A 22,700-nucleotide genomic window follows, 5' to 3' on the forward strand; every position below is an offset into this window, starting at 1 on the left:
TTATATGGACTCCATGAAACCGGACCAGTGGTTTTTTGAAAAAAAAAGTATTGAAAAGGGGTTTGCAACAGTCGCGGGTATTGATGAAGCCGGCCGCGGCCCCCTGGCAGGGCCTGTTGTTTCCGCAGCAGTTATACTGCCCTCCTCTTTTCAGGTTTCAGGTATAAAAGATTCAAAAAAATTAACGCCGGGGAAAAGAGCCTATCTATATGAAAAGATTTATGAGCATGCAATATCCATAGGTATAGGAATAGTTGACTCGATAGAAATAGATCGTATCAATATACTTAAGGCATCACTCATGTCGATGGCAATGTCTGTTGACAATCTTAACCCCCAACCGGATTATCTTCTTATTGACGGCAAATTCCGAATATCTTCAAACCTGCCACAGGAGCCGGTTATCAGAGGTGATTCTCTGAGCATCTCTATTGCCGCTGCCTCAATTATTGCCAAGGTAACCCGAGATCAGCTTATGGTGATATATCACAATTATTATCCGGAGTTTGAATTCGCCAGGCACAAAGGGTATCCAACCAAGGCTCATAAAGAGGCCATCAGGAAATTCGGCCCCTGTCCCATACACAGACGTAGTTTTAAGGGGGTTCTGAGCTGATTACATGTTCTCAGCTATTGAAACTATCCTGTCCCCCAGCAGATTAACATAGCTGGCCATTTCATTATCATACCATCCATATATAACAGCCTGAGTTACCGGTATTTTGACGACCGTGTTTTTTAGCGAAGATATGATATCTTTTTCCAGTTCCGGCGCATTTTTTAGATCTATTGTCACATTTGCCGTGCGGGTATGTGTTTCATGGCCCTCAATAACGGTCGCAACCAGGGGCATGCCGATTATATCCCCGGAAACATTCTGCTTATCCGTATAATAGAGATATCCCCTTGGATCATCTGATGCAGCCTGCCTGTATATATTGTTGATTAATTCCCTCCTTATCGATTTGCCGGACAATTCCTCATGGAGATTAAGAACAAGAATGATAAGGGAGCCTGTATTGGTGGGTATTCTAACCGACTCCGCAATTAATCCTATCTGCTCCATTTCAGGCATAACAAGCCTGAGTGTATTGACGGCGCCGGTTGTGGTAAGGATAATGTTATTCATTACGCTTCTGTTTTTTCTCAGATCAATTGATCCTGTTTTCGGCAGCCTGTCAAGGACCTGCTGTGAACCGGTGGCCGCGTGTACACTAGCCATTGAGGCTGAGAGTATCTTGTTGGCGCCGAAATAATTGAGAAGAGGTTTTATCATATGGGCAAGGCATGTAGTAGTACAGGATGCATTTGATACAATCTTATGGCGCCTTGGATCATAATCATCATCATTTATACCCATTACGGTTGTCACTGCATCCTCGGGCATGGCAAGCCCTTTATCCTCGATGTTAAAGGGGGCGGAGACTATCACCCTTTCTGCCCCTGATTCGATATGTCCGCGCACCGACCCTTTGGGATGTTCCGGCGGAAGAGTCGGATCAATAAATTGTCCGGTAGTATCTACCACCAGCTTTACTCCGTGCTCTCTCCAGTTTATTTCGCCCGGATTTCTTGCGGTTCTTAAAAACTTTACCTTTATCCCATCGATTATCATCAAGCCGCTTTTTTCATCCAGATTTTCAATAAAAGGTTTGGCCTTATAACCGTACAAGTAGACATGAAATAAGCCGTAAGTTGAATCTCTTTCCACATAATGCGCAATATCCTCAAGGGATGTGCCGACCTTGCGACCAACATTTACCACAATTTCATTAAAATATTTTCGCCCGATATTATGCCATAAGGTAAGCTTTCCAATTCTGCCAAAGCCGTTTATCCCAAGCTTTAACCCTTTGTCCTCGTACATTCATCCCTCCTTGATTGTCTATCCCTTAACTTTGACGAATTCGTAAAAAGTCAAAACATCACTTTTTACAAGACGTGTTAAGTATTTGATATTAAAGTTAAATGTCTTATCTTAACACTTAACACCCGATGAATTCGGCTTTTTACGAATTCATCTAACCTTCTTTGATATCAATAAGATCATGATAAACAGAGCCTTCACGGCCGTCAATGCTTATATAATCACCGGCTGTTAATGATATCTTGTTAAACAAGCAGTTTTTTTTCTTCTCATTACAGATAAGATCCACGCATCCAACCACACATGTTTTGCCAAGCCGGTGAGCCACTACAGCGGCGTGGGATGTTAACCCTCCACGCGCGGTAAGCAGGCCGTCGGAGGCATATATCTCCTGAATATCATCTGGAACAGTATCTGCTCTGAGAAGGATTAAAGATGTTTCCGGCTCCAGTTTTCTCCATTTATCTATTTCATCCAGGCTGAAAACCACCCGGCCGCTCATTGCCCCGCCGCTGACTCCGATACCGTGCCCTAAATATTTGTCTTCCGATATTTTCTCTGGATAAAAGGTTAAAACCTTTTTCCTCTCTCTCATGGTCATATCTCTGGCCTGGAGCAGATAGAGATCCTTTATTGAAGGGCTTTCAAATGTAAATTCGATTTCCTGAGGGCTCCAACCTTTTTTATAGACTAATTCACTTGACCAATCTTTCAATGCTTTGAAAATAAGCGGAAAATGTGATTCAAGGGTTATGTCGGTCTGTCTCATTTCAATATCCTGCTGATTGATTGAAATCGGCATGGTATTGACAAGCCCTGAAACCACATCTTCACCCTGATTTCCGAGCGTAAAATCGCCCCACAACCTTAAGATATCCCCGGACCATCTCGGATTATGGGTAAAAAAGACTCCTGAACCCGACTGTCGGCCAAGATTGCCGAAAACCATTTTCTGAACAGTAACGGCCGTGCCCCAGTCATCTGATATGCCCATAATTTTACGGTAAGCTTTGGCTTTTGATTCTTCCCAGGATCCGAGGACGCTTTTTATTGCCATATACAGTTGTTCGAACGGATCTTCTATAATGTTAATCCCGGCATCCCTTATCATATCCTTATAAGCCAGAGCCACTTTTCTCATCTCTTGGCCGGGGAACCCTCTTTTATAAGGGATACTCAGGCGTTGCTTGAACTCATTAATAATTGCGTCAAAATCATTCCTCTCAAGATTATATGACATACCATAACACTGGAGAAACCTGCGATAATTATCCCATGCAAACCAGCTGTTGTTGGTTTGCATGGCAATTCCGGCTGCAATCTCCTCATTTAATCCGACATTAAGGAAGCTATACATCATTCCGGGTTGTGAAACAGCCCCTCCGCTTCTAACAGAAATGAGCAAAGGGTTTTTCGGGTCTCCAAACTTTTTTTCCGTAACCTTTTCCAGGTCGCATATCTGGCTGTAAAGCTGTTTTTTGAAATACTCCCGTGCCGGAGGAAAATTGTCGATCACCTCTCTTGAACGAAACACCTCCGTGGTTATAATAAAACCCGGAGGCACCGGCAAACCGTAATTTATCAGCTTAATTATGTTAAACCCTTTGTTGCCTAAATATATCAAGCCAAAAACCTTTTTATTTACCGGCACAAAAGGGCTTAAAGCCCGTTGAGGATCATAGTTGAGAAGCTGGTGGAGCTTATCTTTAGGCAGTTTGTCTGACTGGTGAAAAAGTGTGTTCAGTATTCGACCTAAAAACAGGTCAAGCTGCTGAAGCCCTAATGACAGCGCCAGCCTGTCGCGGAAAAAGATTTCCGACACCCTTTGCGCTATCTCTTCAGAGTTAATCACTCCCTCTTTGGGAAGATATTTCTCTGAAATACGGTCAATAGGGGTTTGAGCCAGTATTACGGTCAGATTCTGTTCGTGGATATTATGAAAATAATCATTAATTATATTTTTTACAGCGAGCGTAACCCCCTTGAATATATCAACATACTGGGTAAAGGTAAAACCCCTTACTTCGAGCAGATGGGCTAAAAGATCAAGTTGACGCTCCATTTCGATTGATGAGATTCCATTTAACTGCAACGCCCTGTTAAACAATAGTAACCGGTCGTAAATCTGATAAAAAGTGGCTCTGGTGATAATGCTGAGATCAATGCTTTCAATAAATTCCTCAAACAATGCATTGACTATCGATTCTATCCGAAAGGTAAGCCCAAGCGCATCAAATTTTCTTTCGTGGTAAAACCCGTATATAGACGGTATATCAACAGCAAAATGTCTTTTCTTATAAATATCTTCCCTAATCTCATACGATTTTGAAGAAATTATGATTTTTTTGAGCAGATCAAGATAATCAAGCAGCATGCAAAGCTTTTTCTTTAAATCAGGTTCAATAAGAGCCTTTTTAAGCGCGTCTATATCCGGAAATGCATCGATTTTAAATCGTGAAAGATAATGGTCGATTTCGCTGTCTGATTTTAAGCTGAATATGAGGTCGTATTTTTGATGTAAAAGTTTGTAAAAGGATATGGTCATTTTCACCCGCTTAATATCTTTTTCAGACACCTTTGAAATATCTGCTGCATGGCTTTGCAGTTCTTTTTCATTTAAAGCAATGAGGTCGTCCGGTAAATATAGCTTCTTTGCTTTAAGGTGTAACATTACCCTGTGAACGCCATCAATATAAGGGCCTCGGGTATGGATTTGATCAAAAATACCGGGTGGGATAAAAGGCTTTAGAATCTCCCTGTTTTTGGTTTGCCAGAAATTAATAACCGCTTCCATAAAGCCGATCATCCTGCTGCTGCTTTCAACATGGCTCTGTTTTCGCAGAAAATGTATAAGAACATCCTTTTGGTGTGTTAATTCATCGAGCTGTGTTGATATATCCCTTAGCATTCCTTCAGCGCCTATATCATTAAAATATACAGGAAAGAGCCTTGCGAGCTGTTTTGCAAGATTATATACAGATCTGATATCGCTGTTTAAAAATCGTGTAATATCGCGGGGAAACAGGTCGGTATCCTTGATAAAAACACCGCATAGAGACAGATGAATCGTCAGGTGGGAAATAAGCCTTGTTGACCATTTGGGGTTAAGCTCGATAAGCTCCAGCCAGGTCCTTATATTTTGCATGTGTGAGCTGTTGACCTGTATCTGCCAGTCGCTTCCGACCCCTTTTATCATTGGTGACTGAAAACCAATGGCAACCAGGTGATCAATAAAAAAATTCACAAGGTCGATTTGATCTGTTTTATATACTCCCTTACCCATATTAAGGACGCAGTTTAAAACAGTGGCAGGAAATTTATCGGCCAGCCCTCTTAATATGGAAAAGGTTTTCTCTATCAGTTTGTGGATATTCCCGCCTTTTTCATGCTCTATAAGCTGGGAAAGGGTTCTGTTGATATCTCTTAAAGCTTCTTCGTAAATGATTGAAAGTCCGGGTGTCTTCATTGTGTGGAAAAGAAATATAAGTTTCCACAGGTTGCCTTTGCCGGTTTTCGCTCCTGCTTCAACCAGTCTTTGTGGGATCTCCTTGTATATTTCAACAATCTGACTGTATGCCGGCAGTTCTAACAGGTTTTGTAAAATTTTTTTAGAGTCAATACCATTTTGCAGGGCGATTTTGCCTGTAATTGACTGCCATTTGTTAATTTGCTTATGAGATATATATTTAAAAATTTCATCAAACGGTTCTTTGTCGTCAATATCACCAGCCTCGTTTTTAAACCAGTCAAACGGATCCTCCTCGCTTAGCCAGTAAGAATATGTATGCTTGAAATATTTTAACAAAACCAGGTTGATTGCCCGGTAATCTACATTTGTGAGATCATGCGTATGATTTAGAATTGCTTTGGCCAGTCTTTTTATCTGATAGAAGCTTTTAACAAACAGAAAGAAACCATCTTTTTTATAATTCCTGATGCTGTCAAAGGAGCTATCGATTACAGGCATGAACCTTTTGATATCCGGACCGGAATCTTTTATGATTTTTTGCAGGAAAAGAAGAAGATTGTCTACGGCATCGGCTTTGATCTTAATATTGTTTTCAGATATAATAGCATGGTTAAAGATATTTACTAAAAGAGTTGCTGCATCAGGACCTTTAGGATGGTTTTTAAGAAGATGAAAATAATTCAGGGAATAATTTCTTGCTTCCCTGACAATAAATTCCCAGTTTTTATAAGGGTGGGAAAGCTCCTTCAAAAAGGTATTTAAACCGTCCATAACTCCATAGTACTTGGACATTATCTCCTGAAGGATTGAATATTTGTCCTCTATGGCAACATCAACACGATAGCATTCCAGGTTTATTTCAAGGGCTTTTGATTTCAATTCCTCAATTCCTTCCGGGCTTCAATGCGGGCTTTGAGTCTTGGAAATTTATTCATGTCTGTATGCGGCAAAAACAGGGAGGCCATATAATTATTCATATATGATGCTGTTTCCGATAGTTCAAAGTTTGTAATCTTTCTGGTTACCTCTACCACATCTTTCCTTATATGGTTTGCCAGACAGATCATTGTTGCGCCGGTAAGTGATCCATTGCCGATAAAAACAACCTTATCAGGATCTGTTTCAGGCAGCAGACCAATTGTCATTGCCTTTTCCAGGTCCACATAACTTCCAAACCCGCCTGCCAGAATAATACGGTCAATATCGTCAATACTGAGCCCGACCTCTCCGAGAAGAGTCATGCATCCGCTGAACATTGCGCCCTTTGCTCTGATAAGATTATCGATATCCGGTTCGGTAATGACAATGTCCCTGTCTATGTGTGTAACATCCGCCTTTGCGAGTACATACTCATATATGCCGTTATTCTGTCTTATACGATCTGTATCAAGACTGCGATCAAACTTGCCAAGGTTATCAACAACTCCCTGCTCAAACATTTCAGCTGCAATATTGATAAGGCCGCTGCCGCATATTCCTTTTGGCCGGACATTTCCTATGGTTATATTCATCGGCTCAAGCGTGAGGGGGTCTATGGAAAAATCTTCTATCGCTCCTTTTGTGGCGCGCATTCCAAATTTTATGCCGCCCCCTTCAAAAGCCGGGCCTGCAGAACATGCCGCACATGCAAGCCACTCTCTGTTGCCGATTACAATTTCAGCATTTGTGCCGATATCCATATACAGGGTAAGCTTTTCAGAGCGATACATTCCTGATGCCATTATACCGGCGACAATATCGCCTCCCACATAGCTTGATATCTCAGGATATATCAATGTGGTAACATGCTCACCTAATGCCATGCCCAACTCAATCGCCTTGATCGGCGGATACAACGCTGAAGTCGGCACATACGGCGAACGCCTGATGTATTTTGGGTCAACCTTCAGCATAAGCTGGGTCATAGTTGTGTTGCCCGCCAATGTAACTAATACAATTTGTTCAGGGTCAATTGCGGTATCATTAATTATCTTGCGCAGAATATTGTTGATGGTTTCCAAACTAACTTCATAAAGCTTTTCAAGCCCTCCTGGTTTTTCCGCATATATAAGCCTGGTGATTACATCTTCTCCAAAACCTATCTGTTTGTTAAAATCACCGTAATCAGCCATGATTTTGCCTGTATTTAGATCTATCAGCCGGACATAGATGGTTGTTGTGCCTATATCCATGGCAACTCCATAGCTTTCCCCGCTCGTATCACCGGGCTGGACATCGACGATATGAGTCTTTCTTCCGGCTTGGACCGGGCGGGCAAGAGTAACGGTTATTTTAAAATTATTTTTTCTGAAAACCTCCGGGATCTTACGTATAACCGGCAGATTAATGACAAGACGACGCTCGTTGAAATTCAGTTTCAGGTAATTAACAAGTCTTGCAACGTCAGACAGGTTGTCTTTTACAGAAGGCTCAGGTAGTTTAATATATATTTTTTCAACAGGGGGCAGGAAACAGCTGTTTTGCTTTAACTGCTTAAAATCCATTTCCTTGATACGGGCGGCTTGTCTGGGAGTGCTTTGCATGTTAAGCATGCTTGCATCAACATCCGATTCTACAGGTATACGTACAACCATGTCGCTTTTTACATTACTCAAACATGCCTGCCGGTATCCGGCCGCGCATTCTTCTTGGCTTAACTTTTCCGTTATTCCTCCATCAACATCCCCCTGCTCGATAATAACACGGCACTTGCCGCACACACCTTCCCCTCCGCACGAGGCATTAATATGCACCCCTGCCTCCATGGCGGCACGGATAATATTTTCTCCATCCCTTACGGTTATCCTCTTGTTGTGAGGCAAAAATAAAATTGTGTGCCTGATCATGTCCTGCTCCATTTTACTCCCCTATTTTAATAGTATAGGAAATCCCATTTTTTGCCTAATGAATTCAGCACTATAAGACAAATATATCGCTGAACAGGAAAGTGCCTAAAGTGAGCTAAAGTGTCTAAAATGCCTAAAGTTGTGGTACGCCTTCGGCGTGCTAATTGATAACCCACTTGCCGGCCAACTACTCCTGCAGGAGCTACAGGATGTTGTCACTCCACTACTTTAGACACTCATAACTTTAAAATCAGCAGCACTGAAGGTGCAGTCCTTAACTTTAGGCACTTTAGCTCACTTTAATATACTTTAGGCACTTATGTCCGCACCGAAGGTGCGCTATTTTAATTCATCGAATCTGCAGTTAAGTGAAAGAACATCGCCATCAAAAATAGTCGTGGTTTTGTAAGGCACGCTTTTAAACAGCCTGATCATTGCCTGGTTTTGCGGCGAAGTATAGGCTGTAAAACCGGCAATTCCGTTTTCACGCGCAGCTTCGGAAAGTTTTCGCATCAGGATTCTGCCAATCCCTTTCCCCTGGTAGCTCCTGTTTACGGAAAAGGCTACCTCTGCCACGTTTTTTACTTCGTCAAGCAAATATTCTCCCACTCCAACAACATTTCTAAAGCCGGATTCACCGATAATTGCGACAATGGTAAGGTTTTTAATATAATCTATCTGCGACATGCCTTCAGCCTCTTCACGCACAAAGATTTTCTTTTCATGGAAAAATCTTAAAATAATATCACTTTTTTCCTGGTTGTAAAAGTGCTCCTGCAACCTTCTTTCATCGACCGGTTTTGCGGGTCTGATGGTTACCGGTTCGCCTTCGATTGTAAGTGTTTCTTCAAGATCAAGAGGATAAACGCCGTGAATGGATTTTTTAAGCTCGCGCTTTGCGCTAAGCAGACCCATCTGTTTGGCCTCAAAAAACAGCTCATCGCGAAAATCAGGATGAGCGATACTGATCATGGCCATAGCCCTTTCCTGGAGGCTTTTGCCGAACAGGTTGACAACGCCATACTCGGTAACAACACATTGAACATCACCCCTTGGAACTACTACGGCCATGTCGCTCAGCCTGGGGACAATCCAGCTCTTATCGGCGCTTATGGATGTCGATGGGAGCATAAGGATCGATTTACCCCCTTTAGATCGAGCTGTTCCTCTTATAAAGTCGAGCATACCTGAAACACCTGAAAAATAATCGTAAGAAAGGGTATCAGCGGCGACCTGGCCGGTGAGATCTACTGCCGTTGCCATGTTTAAGGAAACCATCCTGTAATGGCGGGAAATAATGCCGGGGTCGTTTACATAATCTGAAGGATGAAATTCTATGGCAGGATTATCATCTAAAAACTCGTACAGATAACCTGTTCCTATCGCGCTGCTTGCCACAAGCTTTCCCTCATTGAACCCCTTTTTCCGGTTTGTAATAACCCCTTTTGACACAAGGTCCATTATACCGTTTGTCAGATATTGAGTATGGACTCCAAGATCATTTTTACTAGAGAGGTTTGAAAGGATTGCTCGCGGCGTAGCGCCTCTGCCGATGTCAATTGTTGAGCCATCGTCAATAAGTCGCGCTATTTGTCTGCCGATAAGATTTGAAGACGCGGACTCTTTAGCCTCATCAATTGCAAGAAGATCCTCATCATATTCGACAACCACATCTACATCATTAACATGGATAAAGCTTCGGCCAAGCACCCTTGGCATTTTAGAGTTTACCTGGGCGATCACAAGATCGGCGGACATGGCTGCGGCCAGTGTTATATCCACGGAAATGCCAAGGCTTAACCATCCAAAATCATCCGGAGGAGACACCTGGATAAGGGCTACATGTATGGGAAGCTGTCTGTTCTTAAACAGAAAGGGCACCGCGGAAAGGTTTATCGGAGTAATAAATCGCATGTTTCCTGCAAAAGTATCAATAGCAGCAGACCCAAGATAAAAAGATCTAATATTCATGCTCCGGCAATTTGTTTTGTTTGCTATCAGTGTTAAAGGGGTGCTTCCCATGGTCATAAGGCGAACTATCTCAAGGTCTGTAAAGTTTGCTGATGCTTCACCGAGCTCTTTGACCAGATGCTGCGGTTCTCCGCATGATGATCCGATAAAAACCCTTTTGCCGGACCCGATCAATTTTACTGCTTCCCGGCCGGTTTTTTTGATGCCGGCATAATGATCTGCCCAATAGATCGCTTTAGCCATAATTATCCTTTGTTAAGTGGTAACCGTTCACGGTTGTAGGTTCACAGTTTTTGACTTTTTACAAGATCATCATTTTTATATAGACACAATCTAACTTATTAAGTAATAATTATCAAGTTAAACTGCATTACTCAAGTTTCGCACCCTTTTTATTTATCAAAGCCTTTAACCCTTCTAAGGCGGATAAAACGGTAAGGGCCAAAATAAATTTTTTAATAAGGATATTATGCAACTTTCGGCCCAACAAAAAGAGGCTGTTGAATATATCGGTTCTCCGGCGTTGGTCGTAGCAGGCGCAGGCTCAGGGAAAACACGGACATTGACCGCTAAAATCTCTCATCTTATGTCAAGCGGCTATGATCCCGAGCGTATTCTTGCGATTACATTTACCAATAAGGCTGCAGACGAGATGAAGAGCCGGCTTGTTCGTATGACAAAAATCCCGGCAGAACGTTTCCCGTGGGTTCGAACATTTCATTCCGCATGTTTTAAAATCTTAAAGAAACATTGCTCCCTGCTTGGGTATAATATTCCTCTCCAGATCTACGCGGGATACCATCAACAAAAGATAATCAAGGATATTATTGTAGGAAAAATGAATTTTGAGAAAAAGCATGTCCAACCTGTTTTAGCTCAAATTTCCAGTGCAAAAAACTCCGGCAATCCCTTTGAATATCTTGACCATAAGCTTCACTCTTTCCGTATCAGATTGCTCGATGTTTTTAATCTTTATGAAAAGGAACTTAAATCAAATAATGCTGTTGATTTTGATAATATTTTGATTTTGACACGCAATCTGCTTCAAGATCACAAAGATGTGCGCAAGCAGTACCAAAAGCTTTTCCAGTTTATTCTTGTGGATGAATATCAGGACACCAATAATCTTCAGGAGGATCTTACAGGGCTGTTGCTTGGAAACGGCAACCTCTTCTGCGTAGGTGATGACTGGCAGGCAATTTATTCATTTAGAGGAAGCAATATGGACCATTTTCTGTTGTTTCCTGAAAAGTACAAAGAGGCAAAGGTTTTCAGGCTGGAACAGAACTATCGTTCCGCAGACGAGATTGTTCGGACGGCAAATGATCTGATCGGATACAATGACAACAAGATGGAAAAAAGGTGCTTCTCTGACAAGCGTGGGGGATTGGTTGAGATTTATGATTTTTTCGATGAAAAAAAAGAGGCTGTATGGGTTGCCGGAAAGATCAAATCTCTTGGTGAAATGGGTCTTGCTTATAGTAAAATGGCTGTTTTGTACAGGACTAAATTTTGCTCTCTTTCCTTTGAGAAGGCATTCAGATCTTTTGGAATTCCGTACCGGATGTTAGGTGGAAAGGGGTTTTTTGAACGTAAGGAGGTCATGGATATAAACTGCTATCTTACCGCAGCGGTTTTTGAAAAAGATGATGCATCCTTTGAGCGGATTGTAAATATTCCCAAACGGGGGATCGGTCCCGCGGCTGTCAATAAGATCGCTCAGATAAAAACAGGCGAGATGAGCCTTCAGGACGCTGCGCGCAAGGCTCTTGGTGAAAAGCTTCTGGCTCCCGCAATATATAATTCTCTCAGCGCGTTAATCAGGTTGCTTGATGATATTAAGGATATGAAACCTGATGCTGCAATCCGCGAGATATTGTTAAAGGTTAACTATCTGGATTATATTAAAGAGTATTCCATAGCCGGTTCAATGGATTATACGTCAAGGGAGGAAAACATTGACCAGCTTATTTATTCAGCTTCCCAAAAAGATACAATTGTAGAATACCTTGAAGAAGCCGCCCTGATTAAGGAGGACAAAGAAGATGAAGAAGACAAAAAAAGCGGGGTAATTCTGTCAACTATACACGCTTCCAAGGGGTTGGAGTACAGGGCGGTCTTTGTGGTTGCATGTGAAGAACAGCTTTTCCCTCACTGGAGGTCCATGGATTCAGAAATGGGTCTTAATGAGGAACGTAGACTTATGTATGTTGCGATGACAAGGGCCGAGCATTTTTTATTTTTGACTCATGCAAATTATAGAAGGGGTCAATTCAACAAAAAAAGCCGGTTTTTAGATGAAATCAATGATTCATTAAATTATGATGGCATCGTAAAAAGTAAAAAAACCACTCTTTGCAATTAGGAGAAATCTGCAATGGTAGAATTTGCCTATCAGGAAATGTTTCCCTTGAAAGATGATTTCACCCCTTATCGTTTAATAACAACAGACCATATCGGCTTAAAATCCTTTCTGGACTTTGAGATAGTGAAAATCGCCCCTGAGGGGCTTACCCTCCTTGTCGAACAGGCATTCAAAGATGTATCCCACCTGCTCAGACCGTCTCATCTCAAGCAATTAGCAATGATTGTTGATGACCCGCAAGCTTCTAGAAACGACAGATATGTTGCCCTTGAGATGCTGAGAAATGCGGTTATTTCCGCACAAGGGGTATTCCCTCTGTGCCAGGATACCGGAACCGCTGTTGTTATAGGCAAAAAGGGGCAAAAGGTTTGGACCGGTTTTTCTGACAAGGAGGCTATTTCAAAGGGGATATTTAATGCCTATACAAAAAACAATCTGCGTTATTCACAGCTGGCTCCATTAACCATGTTTGATGAAATAAATACAGGATGCAATCTTCCCGCCCAGATAGAACTGTATGCCGCAAAAGGGGATGAATATAATTTTCTTTTCATTGCAAAGGGAGGGGGGTCTGCAAATAAAACCTTATTTTATCAGGAAACAAAGGCGATATTGACACCTGAGAAGCTGGTCGGCTTTCTGGAAAATAAAATGAAATCCCTTGGAACCGCTGCATGCCCTCCTTATCATCTTGCTTTTGTTGTCGGAGGAACCTCTGCTGAAGCAAATTTAAAGACGGTTAAACTGGCCTCAGCCGGATATCTGGATACCCTCCCCGAAAAAGGAAATAAGTTGGGGCATGCTTTCAGAGACATGAAACTTGAAGCGCAATTGCTTAAGATATCACGCGAACTCGGAATCGGCGCACAATTCGGAGGAAAATATTTCTGCCACGATATAAGAGTGGTGCGACTTCCACGGCACGGAGCATCCTGTCCAATAGGCCTTGGCGTAAGCTGCAGCGCGGACAGGAACATCAAGGCAAAAATTACGCGTGACGGTATTTTTCTGGAAAGGCTTGAACCTGATCCGGCAAACTATCTTCCGTGTCCGCAAATAGACAAATATGATGCCGTGCGAATAGACCTGAATAAGCCCATAGATGAGATCAGGACAATTTTGAGCAAATACCCTGTAGCAACCCCTCTTTTGCTAAACGGTAAAATTGTTGTGGCAAGAGACATGGCTCATGCCAGGCTAAAAGAGCGGCTCGACAGTGGCCAAGGTCTTCCGAGCTATTTTAAAGACCACATTATATATTATGCAGGTCCGGCAAAAACCCCGCCCGGATATCCTTCCGGTTCCTTTGGCCCTACGACTGCCGGGCGCATGGACCCTTACGTGCCTGTTTTCCAGAAACACGGCGGCTCCATGATAATGCTTGCCAAGGGAAACCGTTCCATGGAGATTGTAGATTCGTGTAAAAAATACGGCGGTTTTTACCTTGGGTCTATTGGTGGGCCTGCCGCACGGCTGGGCAAAGAGTGTATTACAGACATTGAAACCATTGCCTATCCCGAACTGGGCATGGAATCAATCTTGTTGATTACAGTAAAGGATTTTCCGGCATTTATTATTATCGATGACAAGGGAAATGATTTTTTTCAAAATCTTCTGACTTAAACTTGATGGCTTTGTAAAAAGCTATGTTATGCCGCTTTACGGCACTGCGGGCCAAAATAAATTTGGCTCTTTTACCGCCTTGAGTTTGCTTGGAAATCAGGGCGCAAAACTTGAGTTAAGTTATTTGAAAGTCTAAAAATTTGTTATTGCGAGCAAGGCATTGCATTTTAAGACCCGGAGTTTCACTAAATCATATTCATTGTTTGAAATATGTTTTTTTTCTTTACATCTAATTTAATATAAGACATATTATAACTCAAGTTAACAATCTCGTAAAAAGTCGAAAAATACCATTTTCCGTCATTCCGGCGAAAGCCGGACACGAAGTGAAGCATCAGCGCTATCCAGTAAATTCAATACGTTCTGGATGCCCCCGTATTAAGTACGGGGCAGGCTTATCAAGTCCGGCATGACGATTTCGAGACTTTTTACGAAGCCGTCAAATAAGACGGTTTTGTAAAAAGTAGAATTCAGAATATAATATAAGGAGAACGGCGCTATGGCAAAAAAAATGAAAACAATCGATGGGAATACAGCAGCCGCGCATGTGGCATATGCTATGAGCGATGCCGCTGCCATTTATCCAATTACCCCTTCATCTTCTATGGGGGAATTGTGCGATGAATGGGCAGCCGGCGGCCGTAAGAATATATTTGGACAGACCATGACAGTCCGTGAGCTTCAGTCAGAAGCCGGAGCTGCGGGCACTGTTCACGGATGCCTTGCTTCCGGCGCTCTTACAACAACCTTTACAGCCTCGCAGGGCCTTCTTTTGATGATTCCCAACATGTATAAGATAGCAGGGGAGCTGCTGCCGGCTGTTTTTCATGTCACGGCCAGGGCTATTGCAGGGCATGCTCTCTCTATTTTTGGAGATCATCAGGATGTCATGGCTGTCCGGCAGACAGGTTTTGCTCTTTTGTCATCAAACTCTGTGCAGGAAGCCATGGACCTGGCGCTGGTGACGCATCTGTCTGCAATTGAAGCAAGTATTCCTTTTATACATTTCTTTGACGGGTTCCGGACTTCTCACGAAATACAAAAAGTCGAAATGATCGACTATGATGATATGGCCGGGCTAATCAACATGGATGCTGTTAAAGCGTTTCGCGCAAGAGGCGTAAATCCTGAAAGGCCTGAGCTCAGGGGTACTGCCCAGAACCCTGATATTTATTTTCAGGGGCTGGAAGCGGCTAATTCCTATTACCGGAAGATTCCTGTTATTGTCGGCAATTACATGAAAAAGGTATCTGCCCTGACCGGTCGCAAATACAGGCTCTTTGATTATGTGGGCGATCCGGATGCAGAGAGAATTATCGTTTCCATGGGTTCTTCCTGTGAAACCATTGAAGAGGTTGTCAATTACCTGACAGCCAGAGGAGAACGGGTGGGTCTGGTAAAGGTTCGTCTGTATCGTCCTTTTTCAATCGAACATCTTTTTGCCGCCATACCCGCAACAGCCGATCGCATCACAGTTCTTGACAGGACAAAGGAAAAGGGGGCGGTCGGAGATCCTCTCTATCTGGATGTATGCGCGGCTTATATGGAACGGGGTGAAATGCCGACCCTCATCAACGGCCGGTATGGCATGGGGTCAAAAGAGTTTAATCCCGGCATGGTCAAGGCGGTCTTTGACAACATGAATTCAGCAGGCCCGAAGAATCATTTTACGGTAGGTATTACCGATGATGTTACTCATACATCTCTGGAAGTGGAAGAGGGGCTTGATGTGGCTCCGGAAGGGACCGTGCAGTGCAAATTCTGGGGACTGGGTGCAGATGGCACAGTGGGCGCAAATAAAAGCGCAATCAAAATTATCGGCGACAATACCGACATGTATGCCCAGGCTTACTTTGCCTATGATTCCAAAAAATCGGGCGGAATCACCATGTCTCACCTGCGTTTTGGCGATACGCCGATCAAGTCTACCTATCTGATCGATTCAGCCGATTATATTGCCTGCCATAAGGCCAATTATGTAAATATCTATCCGATACTTGAAGGTATCAAGCATGGCGGAATTTTTGTGCTTAATTCCGACTGGACTCTGAAAGATATGGAGAACAGACTTCCTGCTCACATGCGCCGGACTATTGCCCGGAAGAATCTTAAGTTTTATAATATTGATGCTGTAAAGATCGCTTCCGAGATAGGCCTTGGAGGCAGGATCAATATGATCATGCAGACTGTATTTTTCAAGCTTGCCGATATCATTCCTGTGAAAGATGCTATCTATTATCTCAAAGATCAAATCAAAAAGATGTTCGGCAAAAAAGGGGACAAGATTATTAATATGAACTATGAAGCGGTGGATAAGGCTATTGATAATCTGGTTGAAATCAAATATCCAAAAGATTGGGCCAATGCCGTTGATACAGCACGTGAAGTCAAAGAAGAACCTGATTTTGTCAAAAACGTAATGCGTCCCATTTTGTCTCAACAGGGTGATAAACTTCCGGTCAGCGCGTTTACGACAGATGGTATTTTCCCAATGGCAGGTTCAAAGTATGAAAAACGAGGGGTGGCAATCAATGTTCCTGAATGGATAGCAGATAACTGCATACAGTGCAATCAGTGTTCAATGGTCTGCCCTCATGCGGCCATACGTCCGGTCCTCTTGACGGATGAAGAGCTGGCCGGCGCTCCCGAAGGATTTGAAACAAAAAAGGCCGTGGGCAAGGGCATTGAAGGCTATCATTTCCGCATGCAGGTAAATACTTTAGACTGTATGGGTTGCGGCAACTGTGCCAACATATGTCCTGCCAAGAAGCCGGCTCTGGTTATGAGTCCGCTTGCTACTCAGACAGAGGTTCAGGTGCCAAACCATGAATTCAGCGTTGAGCTGCCGGTGAAAGATAATCTGGTCAACAGGAATACAATCAAGGGAAGCCAGTTCTGCCAGCCGTTGCTTGAGTTTTCAGGAGCCTGCGCAGGATGTGGCGAAACTCCTTATGTAAAGCTTCTTACACAGCTCTTTGGGGAGAGGATGATCATTGGAAATGCAACAGGCTGCAGCTCTATCTGGGGAGGAAGCGCTCCTGCTGTTCCTTACTGTGTTAACAAGGATGGTTTTGGCCCTTCCTGGGGCAACTCCCTCTTTGAAGATCCCGCGGAATTTACCTATGGTATGTTTCTGGGCGCCTTGCAGCAGCGCAGCAGGCTGGCTGGTTTAATTCAGGAGGCTCTAAATACGGATATTCCACAGGAGATAAAGGGTGCCATGTCCGGCTGGCTGGAGAACATGAAAGATGCCGGAGGATCCGGAAAGTACGGGGATCAGCTTAAAAAGCTTTTAGCCGGCTGCAAGGGCAATCCGCTTCTGGATGAAATAGCCGGTATGTCCGGGCTGTTTACAAAAAAGTCATACTGGATTATTGCAGGAGACGGCTCTGCTTATGATATTAGTTTTGGCGGCATTGATCATGTGATGGCTACAGGCGAAGATATAAATATCCTTGTGCTTGATACCGAAGTATATTCAAACACAGGCGGTCAGTCTTCCAAGGCTACTCCAACCGGATCTGTTGCCAAGTTTGCGGCATCCGGCAAAAAGACATGCAAAAAGGATATGGGCCGCATGGCAATGACATACGGTTATGTATATGTGGCTAATGTTGCAATGGGAGCTAATAAACAGCAGCTTGTTAAAGCTTTTACAGAGGCTGAAGGATATGACGGTCCATCCCTGATTATGGCTTATTCTCCCTGCATAAATCACGGAATTAAAAAAGGTATGGGCATGAGCCAGGAAGAGGCAAAGCTGGCGGTTAATTGCGGCTACTGGCCTTTGTATCGCTTTAATCCTCTGCTAAAGGCTGAAGAGGAGAACCCCTTTATACTTGATTCCAAAAAGCCTGATGGAACTCTTCAGGAATTTTTGTCAGGCGAAGTGCGTTATGCTTCTTTGCAGAAAACATTTCCGGAAGAGTCCAAAAAGTTGACCGTCCGTCTTGAAAAGGAGTATGTGGAGCGATATGAAAACCTGAAACTGATGGCTGATCCAATGGCAATCTGCAAAAAGAAATAAGAAATTTTTTTTGACAGGATTAACAGGATATTCAGGATTAAAATATTAAAACCCATTGCTTGTTTATCTTGTTATCCTGTTTGATTTTTTTCAATAAATATAGTTGGTTCTACCCACATTAGTCATTAGTGTTGGTCATTTGCCGTCTCAAGCTCATTTATCATCTTGAGAAGCTGTTGGCTGCTTTTTAATATGGTCCGGGCAAACTCCTGCTGCTTTTCATTCAGGGCTCCGTAAAATGGGTTTTGAATAAGATCAGCCGTACCAATAATGCTGGTTAATGGCGAGCGGAGGTCGTGGGCTGTTTTGGTGGACAATAAAGGACCGGAAATTCCGCTTCCACCGCCACGGTCAATGAGCTGTTTTATCCTCAACATACTCTTAACCCGTGTTACCATCTCAAGGTTGTCAACCGGCTGCACTATATAATCATCCGCCCCTATTTCCAATCCCCTGATCTTGCTTTTCAGGTCAGAGGCGGTTGCGGTGAGAAAGATGATCGGGATATGGTTTGTCTGTTCGTCTTCTTTAAGGATTTTGCAAACCTCAAAGCCGTCCATTCCAGGCATGTAAATATCGAGCAGGATAACGTCGGGAGGCTCTTTTTTGACTATCTTCAAACACTCTTCGCCGTCCCCGGCCGATATTACCCTGCAGCCTATATAGGACCTTAATATTTCGCATATCAAAAAAGAGATATCTTTATTGTCTTCAACAACCAGGATTGTCGGGTTTTCGAGTTGCCGGGTTCTCAAGTGGTTATCCCCTTTGTTTTTGAGTTTTCAGATATTTTAGGCCAGCCATTTTTTGACCATCCTCAGCAGGTCATCGGGCATTACCGGTTTTGAAAGGTAATCGCTGCAACCCTCCGCGAGTACCTTTTCCCTGTCTCCCTTCATGGCTCTGGCTGTGAGGCCGATTATCGGGACATCTTTCAGCTTTTCCATCTCCCTTATATGCTTTGTTGCTTTAAATCCGTCCATGACCGGCATTTGCATATCCATCAGAATCAGATCAGGCATCTCTTTTTCTGCCATGTCTACAGCCTCCTGCCCGTTCCTTGCCACATAGATTTTGCAATCCGCCTGCATCATGATTTCCTTGAGAAGAACCAGGTTGTCGCTGTTGTCTTCGACTATCAAAACCTTTGCCGGCCCGATCCTCTCCGGTTTTTCCCCCGTGGCCTGACGACCGGTTGCTTTACCCGCGCACGGTCGATATAATATCTTATTTATCTCAGATAGAAAAGCCTTCTTGTTTATCTGCCCTTTTATAATCACCCCCTTTACGCTTTTACCAAGAGCTTTTTCCCTATCCTCTGTAATATCAGCAGTAAGGATCATTACCGGCAGATCCTTTAAATCTTCTCTCTTTTGAAGCTCTTCAAGAACCTTAAAACCGTCCATTCCAGGCATGCGCAGGTCAAGGAGGATCAGGTCTGGAAGATATTTGTTTAAAAGCAAAAGTCCTTCCGGACCGGTTAAGGCAGATGTCAGGTAATAGTTTTCTTCTTTAAAAATTATTTCCAGCTCCTTTATAATGACAGGATCATCGTCTATTATCAGAATCTTGCCTCTCTTCTCGCCAGGAGCCGGAAGCTCTTTACATGTCTCCTGAACAACCAGAGCCTTCCTTACCGTTTTCTTCCAATCTTCTTCCTTTAACCTTAATTTACTTCTTCTGTCTTTTAATAATATTATTATAAAGGTAGAGCCCTTTCCAGCCTCACTTTGCACCTCTATCTTTCCGCCCATTAACTTAAGCAGATGGTAGCAGATATTGAGTCCGAGGCCTGTGCCATCGTATTTTCTTGTTAATGAACCGTCCACCTGGCGGAAGGGTTCGAAAATATGGTCTATTGCATCGGCCGGTATCCCTATCCCTGTATCGCTGACCTTTATGATCACCCTGTCATGAAGCTCGTCCTTCTTAAACCCGGCAGATATGCTGATTTTGCCCTTTTCGGTAAACTTGGCGGCATTCCCGATAAGATTTACTAAAACCTGCCTTAACTTATTAATATCGCAATAAACAAAAATATCATCGCCAACATCTATGTCAAGAGAAAGGCCCTTTCTCTCAATAAGTGGCATGATATCGCAGGAAACGCTCGTTATGGATTTCTTAAGCCATATCTTGCTTATGGACATATCAACCTTGCCTGACTCGATCTTTGCAAGGTCCAGGATATCGTTTATCAATCGCAGGAGATTTTTCCCGTTTCTTTCAACAATCTCGATATATTCTTTCTGCTTTTCATTAATCTGCCCGGCAATTTCTTTTCCCATGAGGTTTGTCAGGCCAAGCATGGAATTTAACGGCGTGCGAAGCTCATGCGACATGTTTGATAGAAATTCCGACTTGAGCCGGCTGGCTTCCTCCACACGTTCAGACTTTGCCTCTATCTCCTTTTTTTGATATATCAGCTCCTCGCTCTGTGCCCGGATCTCCTCGTTCTGTGCCTGGATCTCCTCGTTCTGTGCCTGGATTTCCTCGTTCTGGGCTGCCAGAAGCTCATTTTTCCTTTTTAAACCCTCAGCCGTCTGCTCCAGCCTCAGATAGGTAAGCGCATTATTGATACCTATGCCGAGTTGATAGGCCACCGTGTTTAAAAATTCAAGACTTCTGTCCGTATACTCGTGAATACTTGCAAGCTCCAGAACACCTATGAGTTGATTTTTAATGGTGATCGGTATACAAATAACATTTTTTGGCACACCCTCCATACCGCCCGAGGAGATTTTGAAATAGTTTTCCGGCACATCTTTAACCAGTATCACTTTTTTTTCCAAAGCGCTCTGGCCCGCTAGTCCATGACCGAGCCTGAAACCGTCTCCCAAAAGCTCTTTGTCAACGGCATAGGTTGAGCCCGGGCGCAGACTTTTTGATTCCTCTTCATATAGATAGATCATACCTAACTGGGAATCGGAATGAGTTGCTATTTTACCTGTTATACTTTTTAAAAGCGGTTCGATCTCAAGCTCGGTATTAAGCGCTGTAACTATTTCATTGTGAGCTTTTTTGGTATTATTGTTTTGTTCCAGTCGCAGGGTTTTTTTCTTTAACGCCGCAGTCCTTATCTCCACCCTTTTTTCAAGTAAACGGTTATACCTTTCAATTTTTTCCCTTGATTTCATCAGGTTTTGCGTCATATGGTTGAGACAAACACCCAGTCTGCCGATGTTACCCGCGGCATCAACCGGAACCTGTACAGTAAGATCCCCATCAGCTATCTTATCGGCAGCCTCTCTTATCCTCTTTATAGGTTTTCTAACACTTGCAACAAACAGAAGGTCTGCCAGCACAACCCCTATAGCCATCAGCAGAGCAATTATCAGGCTCTGATTTCTCAACATCTGAATGGGCATCAAAATTTCTTTGCGGTCTTTTTTGGCCTCAATAACCCAATCAAGGCCTTCTATTTCTGCCGGCCCGTATGCAATCGAGACAGACTCCCCTCTGTAGTCGATCAGATCTTCGTTATGTCCTGACCCACCTTTAATGGCCTCCCCGTACGCTGCTGACACTGCCTTAACTTTCAGGATAGATCTTTCCTTTAAAAACCTCGAATTTGAACGCAAAAAGTAGTCTTTTCCGATCAAAAGTGTCTCGCCTGTATCTCCAAGACCATTATTTCTTGTCATGATCGTATTGATCTGGTCTGCAGGGATCCGGATTATCAATACACCGATCTTCTCTTCCGGCTTAAAACCTCTTCTTTCTTCACGCCTGATCATAGGCGCCCCGGCAAAGGCAGCTGGCATGCCTGAAGGCTGATATTCCTTAAAATCAACTATGTTTATACCGCTTTTAGCATTTTTAAAGCATTCAGCCAGACTGGTATCTGAATAGATCCCGCTTATCAGGTTTGTGCCCCAATCCCCCCCCTTTTTTACAGTCATCAGAACATCGCCGTTGTTGCTGACAAAAAGCATATCCTCATATCCATACTCTTTGCTGATCTCCGCAAATCTTTTGTGGTGTCTCTTATCAACAGCCTTGAATTCCTCTCCGTCAAGACCACCCTTGTTGTATGCAGCGATATACTCTCCTGCGAAATCCTTTAACAGGCGGTGGTCGCTCAGTATTTTTAAATTCAATCTGAGATGTTTAAAAAAACCTTGCACCTCTGCCTTACGGTCCTCTCTGAGTGAGATCAATTGATTGACCGCCTGTTCGTTAATTATCTTGCCGGCATAGTGAAAGTTAATATAGCCGAGGATCATGACAGGAAGCAGCCCTATAAACAAAAAAAGAAGCGCCAGCTTTGTTCGAAATCTCATTTTTTTTATTATCGCCATCAGATTTTTCCTTTGGAGGTGGTTGAGTATGGAATAATATAACTTAAGTTTCGCACCCTGCTATTCAAAAAAAGTGTTAGACTGTAAGGGCCAAAATAAATTTTTAAAGCAAAATATTATTTCTTAAGCTTTCGACAACGGCACCAATAACCAACATTAAGACAATGCTTGAAACCACGTATGAGTTCAGTAAGTTATATATCCTTTGTGCCTGTTCTCGGCACAAGTCGTTGAGTGCTGGTTAAAAAAGAC

Annotated in this window: 10 protein-coding genes; 4 read left to right on the top strand and 6 right to left on the bottom strand. The window is 43.2% G+C overall.

From position 1 onward, the window contains the following. Positions 1 to 4 precede the first annotated feature (4 nt). Positions 5 to 616, top strand: coding sequence for a ribonuclease HII (locus VMW78_06740; GenBank protein ID HUV50699.1), 612 nt, complete (start codon positions 5 to 7; stop codon positions 614 to 616). On the opposite strand, the gene VMW78_06745 is transcribed toward VMW78_06740, so the two are convergent. The 4 genes from VMW78_06745 to VMW78_06760 all read right to left on the bottom strand — a co-directional run bounded on the left by VMW78_06745 (position 617) and on the right by VMW78_06760 (position 10,375). Then, on the bottom strand, positions 617 to 1,867 hold the full coding sequence (locus VMW78_06745; protein ID HUV50700.1) for a glyceraldehyde 3-phosphate dehydrogenase NAD-binding domain-containing protein: 1,251 nt from the start codon (positions 1,865 to 1,867) through the stop codon (positions 617 to 619). It abuts the gene before it with no gap. A gap of 154 nt (positions 1,868 to 2,021) precedes the next feature. Then, complete coding sequence (locus tag VMW78_06750) at positions 2,022 to 6,215, bottom strand: PEP/pyruvate-binding domain-containing protein (protein ID HUV50701.1); 4,194 nt, start codon at positions 6,213 to 6,215, stop codon at positions 2,022 to 2,024. After that, on the bottom strand, positions 6,212 to 8,173 hold the full coding sequence (locus tag VMW78_06755) for an ASKHA domain-containing protein (protein ID HUV50702.1): 1,962 nt from the start codon (positions 8,171 to 8,173) through the stop codon (positions 6,212 to 6,214). Before VMW78_06755 ends, VMW78_06750 begins: the two co-directional genes overlap by 4 nt. A 327-nt stretch (positions 8,174 to 8,500) precedes the next feature. Then, entirely contained in the window at positions 8,501 to 10,375 is a 1,875-nt protein-coding gene (locus VMW78_06760) for a GNAT family N-acetyltransferase (protein ID HUV50703.1), read from the bottom strand. A gap of 226 nt (positions 10,376 to 10,601) precedes the next feature. Here VMW78_06760 and VMW78_06765 point away from each other — a divergent pair, with 226 nt between their 5' ends. From VMW78_06765 to nifJ, 3 genes are all read left to right on the top strand, one after another. Beyond that, positions 10,602 to 12,497 carry an ATP-dependent helicase gene (locus VMW78_06765; GenBank protein HUV50704.1) on the top strand — a complete coding sequence of 632 codons (1,896 nt, stop codon included), beginning with the start codon at positions 10,602 to 10,604 and terminating at the stop codon, positions 12,495 to 12,497. A 12-nt stretch (positions 12,498 to 12,509) separates the two neighbouring features. Continuing rightward, positions 12,510 to 14,120: a fumarate hydratase gene (locus VMW78_06770; protein HUV50705.1), complete on the top strand. Its 1,611-nt coding sequence runs from the start codon at positions 12,510 to 12,512 to the stop codon at positions 14,118 to 14,120. Positions 14,121 to 14,619: 499 nt separating this feature from the next. Further along, positions 14,620 to 18,147: a pyruvate:ferredoxin (flavodoxin) oxidoreductase gene (gene nifJ, locus VMW78_06775; protein ID HUV50706.1), complete on the top strand. Its 3,528-nt coding sequence runs from the start codon at positions 14,620 to 14,622 to the stop codon at positions 18,145 to 18,147. 125 nt (positions 18,148 to 18,272) lie between these two features. Here nifJ and VMW78_06780 read toward each other — a convergent pair whose 3' ends face one another. Both VMW78_06780 and VMW78_06785 read right to left on the bottom strand, forming a co-directional pair. Continuing rightward, positions 18,273 to 18,902 carry a response regulator gene (locus tag VMW78_06780; GenBank protein ID HUV50707.1) on the bottom strand — a complete coding sequence of 210 codons (630 nt, stop codon included), beginning with the start codon at positions 18,900 to 18,902 and terminating at the stop codon, positions 18,273 to 18,275. A gap of 36 nt (positions 18,903 to 18,938) precedes the next feature. Beyond that, positions 18,939 to 22,448 carry a response regulator gene (locus VMW78_06785; GenBank protein ID HUV50708.1) on the bottom strand — a complete coding sequence of 1,170 codons (3,510 nt, stop codon included), beginning with the start codon at positions 22,446 to 22,448 and terminating at the stop codon, positions 18,939 to 18,941. Positions 22,449 to 22,700: the final 252 nt, after the last annotated feature.

It is taken from the genome of Anaerolineae bacterium, assembly GCA_035529315.1.
In the GTDB taxonomy this organism is placed as follows: domain Bacteria; phylum Desulfobacterota; class Desulfobacteria; order Desulfobacterales; family ETH-SRB1; genus Desulfaltia.